This window comes from Catenulispora pinisilvae, assembly GCF_015356865.1.
Taxonomy (GTDB): Bacteria; Actinomycetota; Actinomycetes; order Streptomycetales; family Catenulisporaceae; genus Catenulispora; species Catenulispora pinisilvae.
Genome location: NZ_JAAFZA010000420.1, coordinates 1 through 4,752 on the forward strand (window position 1 = coordinate 1; position 4,752 = coordinate 4,752).

Here is a 4,752-nt window from a genome sequence, read left to right on the forward strand (position 1 = left end):
TGCTGTATCTGACTGTTGAGGTGGGGTTGGGCGGGGTGCTGGTGATCGACGGTGTGCCGGCGGTCGGGGGAAGCGGGGCTGGAGGCGAGTACGGGCATATGCCGTTCGGCGACCGGTCGCGGCGGTGTCCGTGCGGGGCGCGTGGGTGTTGGGACAACGAGGTCGACGGCAGGGCTTTGGCTCGTCATCTCGGGGTCGCGCCGCCGGACGATCCGCGGGCGTTCGCTGTCGAGGTGCTGGAGCGGGCTGAGCGCGGTGGTGAGGCGGACGCCGCTGCCGCGGTGCGGCGGGTGGCCGAGGCGCTCGCCTCCGGTGTTGCCGGGCTGGTCAACGCGCACGATCCGGATGTCGTGACGCTCGGCGGCCTGGCTCCGCTGATCAGGGCGGCTGCGCAGGACGACTTCGATGCGGCGTATCTGGACGGGCTGATGGAGTTCCGGCGGGCCGATCCGATTCCACTTCGGGCCGCGTCGCTCGGTGATGACAGCGCTCTGATCGGGGCGGCTGCCGCCGGGCTGGACGTGGTTCTGAGTGAGGCGGGCCTTGATGAGTGGGCTGCTGATTTCGAGCGGGCTGCGGTGCGGGGCTGAGTCTCAGTGGATCTTTCGCGTCTCGGCGCGCCGATCGGGCCGATGGTCCGCGTCCACGGCGGATTCGCCAACCGGATGTACCGGCTCGACACCGACCAGGGGTCGTTCGCGGTGAAGGAGTTGAACCTCGTCGACCGCCGCTGGGCCTATCGTGTCCAGGACGTGTTCAGGTTCGAGCGAGCGGCCTTCGCCGCCGGCATCCCGATGCCGGAGCCGATCTCGGCCGGCCGCCACAGACTCGTCCACCGATGGGTCGAGGGAGAAACGGTGCCCGAAGCACCGGTGTCCGCGGCGTACGCGTTCCAGATCGGTGAGATCCTCGCGCGCATCCACGCGCTCGATGTCGCGTGGACCCACGGGTCGGTCCAGGAGCCGACGGCACGGGACTGGCCCGAGCTCGCCGCGCGGGCGGCGGCGACTGGACAGCCTTGGGCTGACGAACTCGCCTCCCAGGTCCAGACGTTCCTCGCGATCGCCCGCTTCGTCGACACCTGCGAACGGGCGGGCCCGGTCGTGCTGACCCACCAGGACATCCGACCGTGGAACCTGCTCGCTCGGCAGGGTCGGCCGGTGGTGCTCGACTGGGAGCTCTCGGGGATGCTCGACGTGGCCGGTGAGCTCGGCTCGACGGCGCTGAGCCTGGCGAAGGGACCTGGCTTCGACGACATCAGGCCCGCTGTCTTCCGCTCGGTCCTGGACGGTTATGTCGCGGGGGGCGGAGCGCTGCCGCCATCGGGCCCGAGCTGGTTCGTGTTCATGATCGGCGGCTGGCTGGGGCACACGAGATGGAACATCCTGCGATGCCTCGCCGGTGTCGAGGCGAACACCGGCCCTGACCTCAGCCTGTCGCACGAGTCCGTGCGCAACGGCTTGCACGGCCTCCCCGACCTGTTCGGCCGGCTGCCGGAGCTCCAGGTGCTACTCCCCTGACAGTGTCGTTGTGGCGTATCGCGGCATCCCATTCCAAGCACATGCTTGACATCCCGCCGCCCCGCCCCGAGGATTCCAAGCATGTCCTTGGAATCCTCGAACGATCCGCAGCCCCCGGCCGGTCAGCGCTGGCTGGTGCTGGACGACCCGACCGTCATCCGCGCGGTGGCGCATCCGATCCGCCTGGATCTCATGGAACTGATGGGCCGGGAGGGGCGGCTGACCACCGCTGACGCGGCGCGGGAGCTGGGCATCAGCCACGGGCTGGCGTCGCACCATCTGCGCCAGTTGGCCAAGTACGGCTTCGTGGAGCAGATCGAGGGCAAGGACAACCGGGAGCGGCCGTGGCGGCTGGTGTTCACCTCGCAGCGGATTCAGGGCACGGATGCCAACCCCGACCTCGCTGACGCGGCCGACGTGTACGAGCGGATCGCCGCGGAGCGGGCGGTGGCGCGGTTCATCGACTGGCAGCGGCGCCGCGGCGGGTGGTCGGCGGCGTGGAACCAGCAGGCCGGGCTGGGGCAGACCAACGTCTACCTGACGTTCGACGAGCTCGCCGGGCTGAACGGCGCGATCAACGACCTGATCACGCGGTACGTCGACGAGCGCCCGATCGACGATCTGGCCTCGCGTCCGCCGGGTTCGGTGCCGGTCAACATCACCACGTTCGTGGTGCCGCTGGCGCAGCCGCAGCCGCCCGAGGAAGCGGAGGAAGCGGGGAAAGCGTGAGATGGGGACGGTGGGGGCGTTGGGGGCGATACGCCGGCTGCTGGCCGGACGCCGGGACCTGCGGCTGGTCCTGACCGCCGGGCTGGTCTCGGTCACCGGCGACTGGGTCCTGGCGACCGGCCTGGCCTACTGCGTCTACGTGCTGACCGGCTCCACGGTCGCCTCGGCGGTCACGGTCACGGCGACGTTCGTCCCGCAGGTGTTCCTGGGACCGCTCGCCGGGGTGTTCGCAGACCGCTGGGATCGCAAGCGCACCATGGTCGCGACCAATCTGCTGCTGGCGGTGGGCTTGGCACCGCTCATGCTGGTGCGCGACCGGAGCCAGGTGTGGATCGTGGTCGCGGTGCTGGTGTATCAGGGGGCGGTCAGCCAGTTCTTCGCCCCCGCCGAGCAGGCGATGCTGCCCCGGCTGCTGGCCGAGGGCGAGGTGGTGGCCGAGGGTGAGTTGCTGACGGCGAACACTCTCCTCGCGCAGTCCCGCGACCTGGCCCGCCTCATCGGTGCCGCGCTCGGCGGCGTGCTCGCCGCGGCCGGCGGTATCAGGGCCCTGGCCGTGGCCGATGCCGGCAGCTTCGCGGCCGCCGCCGCGTTCATCGGCTTCGTCCGCGCCGGCGGCCGGGTCCAGGCCGCACAGCACGCACAGCACACACAGCACGCCCGGCGCGTCGCGGACGTCGTCCGGGAGCTGGGTGCGGGTCTGCGGCTGACCCTGGCGCGGCGGGTTCTGCGGGTTCTGATGGTCTTCGTGCTGCTGACCGGTATCGGCGAGGGCGTCATGGGCACGCTGTTCGCGCCGTTCGTGCGGCAGGTGCTGCACGGCGACAGCCGGGCGTACGGGCTGATCGCGGCCGTGCAGGCGATCGGCGGGATCCTCGGCGGCCTGGCGGTCGCGGCGCTCGGGCGGCGGGTGCCGCCGGCTCGGCTGCTGGGCTTCGGGGCGCTGGGCTTCGGGGCGGTCGACCTGGCGATCTTCCTGTATCCGCTGGGCTATGCGGCCATCTGGCCCGCGGTCCTGGGCATGATCGTGGTGGGTCTTCCCGGCGCGCTGACCGTCGCCGGCATGTACACCCTGTTCCAGCAGCACACCGCGGACGCCTTCCGCGGCCGTGCCTTCGGGGCGCTGATCGGGGTGGAAGGGATCTGCCAGCTGGTGGCCACCCTGGCCGCCGGCTACCTGGCGCAGGCGATCGGCATCGTGCCGGTCCTGGTTGTCCAGGGCCTGTGCTATCTCGCGGCCGGGCTGACTGTTCTCCTGGCCGTCCGCGAGAATGACGTTCAGCCCCGCCGCCCCCGGAATGTCCGCCGCAGGTCGGCCACCCAGGCCTGAGGGTTCTCCCAAGGGATGAAGTGCCCGCCGTGATCGTGGGCGGTGACGTTGACGTGGTTGAACCAGTCGGCGCGCGGCCCGTTCTTGAACGCGCGCACCCGCTCCTCGGCGCTGTGGATGCCGGGCGGGTTCTCGTAGGCGACGAACGTCAGGCCGACCGGGGCTTCGACCACCGGTTTACGGTCGTGGGCCGGCATCCAGGGATAGCGGTTGGCGTTGGCGTAGTAGCGCAGGGAGGTGGCGATGGAGTTGTTGGCCCAGTAGATGGTGGCGTGGGTGAGCAGGTCGTCCTTGGTGAACACGGACTCCAGGTCGCCGCCGTTGTCGCTCCAGGCGTTCCAGCGCTCCAGGAGCCAGGCCAGCAGCCCGGCGGGTGAGTCGCTGAGGCCGTGGGCCAAGGTGGCGCCGTCGAGCATGTGGACGGCCAGGTGGGAGGCCGAGCGGTGGTCCTGTTCGATGATGCGGGCCTGGACGTCGGCGCTCTGGTCGGCGCTCAGGGGGCGGTTCTGGGCGAAGTCCCAGGCGCGCGGGCCGGTGAAGAAGTCGAGCGGGAGGCCGGAGCCGATGTGGATGCCGTAGAGCTCCTCGGCGTACTTGTGGCCGAGTTGGCTGGTGACGATGCCACCGATGTCACAGCCGCCGGCGGCGTACTTCCGGTAGCCCAGGGTCTGGGTCATCAGGGTGTGCCAGAGGTCGGCGACCTTCCAGAAGTTCACGTCCGGGAAGCCGGTGAGCGGGCCGGGGAAGCCGAAGCCGGGCAGTGAGGGGACGATGACGTCGAAGGCGTCCGCGGGGTCGGCGCCGTACGCGGCCGGGTCGGCGAGCGGGCCGATCACCTTCGACCAGTGCCAGAACGTCCAGGGCCAGCCGTGGGTGAGGATCAGCGGGATCGGGTCCGGGCCGACGCCGGGCTGGCGCAGGAAGTGCAGCGGGACGCCGGCGACACGCGCCTGGTAGTGCTCGTGGCCGTTGATGGCGGCCTCGGCCGCGCGCCAGTCGTAGCCGTCGCGCCAGTAGGCGAGCAGTTCGCTGAGGTAGCCCTCCGGGACGCCGTAGGACCAGTCCTCGTTGCCCTCGTCCAGCGGCGGACGGGTCCGGGCCAGGCGGGCCCGCAGGTCGTCCAGGACGTGGTCGGGGACGTGGATCGGGGTGGGGTCCAGGGGGAAGGGCTGCGGG

5 protein-coding genes are annotated in these 4,752 nt (G+C 71.0%); 4 read left to right on the top strand and 1 reads right to left on the bottom strand.

What is annotated here, in order from left to right; genetic code table 11:
* The 4 genes from IZR01_RS48170 to IZR01_RS48185 form a co-directional block, all read left to right on the top strand.
* On the top strand, nucleotides 1-590 hold a 590-nt coding region (locus IZR01_RS48170), incomplete at its 5' end, for an ROK family protein (protein WP_194927779.1).
* Nucleotides 591-596: 6 nt separating this feature from the next.
* Nucleotides 597-1,520 carry a phosphotransferase family protein gene (locus IZR01_RS48175; RefSeq protein WP_194927780.1) on the top strand — a complete coding sequence of 308 codons (924 nt, stop codon included), beginning with the start codon at nucleotides 597-599 and terminating at the stop codon, nucleotides 1,518-1,520.
* Nucleotides 1,521-1,601: 81 nt separating this feature from the next.
* Nucleotides 1,602-2,249: a winged helix-turn-helix domain-containing protein gene (locus IZR01_RS48180; RefSeq protein WP_194927781.1), complete on the top strand. Its 648-nt coding sequence runs from the start codon at nucleotides 1,602-1,604 to the stop codon at nucleotides 2,247-2,249.
* A 1-nt stretch (nucleotide 2,250) separates the two neighbouring features.
* Entirely contained in the window at nucleotides 2,251-3,576 is a 1,326-nt protein-coding gene (locus tag IZR01_RS48185; RefSeq protein WP_194927782.1) for an MFS transporter, read from the top strand.
* On the opposite strand, the gene IZR01_RS48190 is transcribed toward IZR01_RS48185, so the two are convergent.
* The coding region (locus IZR01_RS48190) for an epoxide hydrolase family protein (RefSeq protein WP_194927783.1) at nucleotides 3,525-4,752 on the bottom strand (1,228 nt) is incomplete at its 5' end. The genes IZR01_RS48185 and IZR01_RS48190 overlap by 52 nt on opposite strands.

Bases quoted from the DNA above. Each gene is read 5' to 3' on its own strand.
- IZR01_RS48180 (WP_194927781.1), top strand. From the start codon at position 1,602: ATGTCCTTGGAATCCTCGAACGATCCGCAGCCCCCGGCCGGTCAGCGC.
- IZR01_RS48185 (WP_194927782.1), top strand. From the start codon at position 2,251: ATGGGGACGGTGGGGGCGTTGGGGGCGATACGCCGGCTGCTGGCCGGA.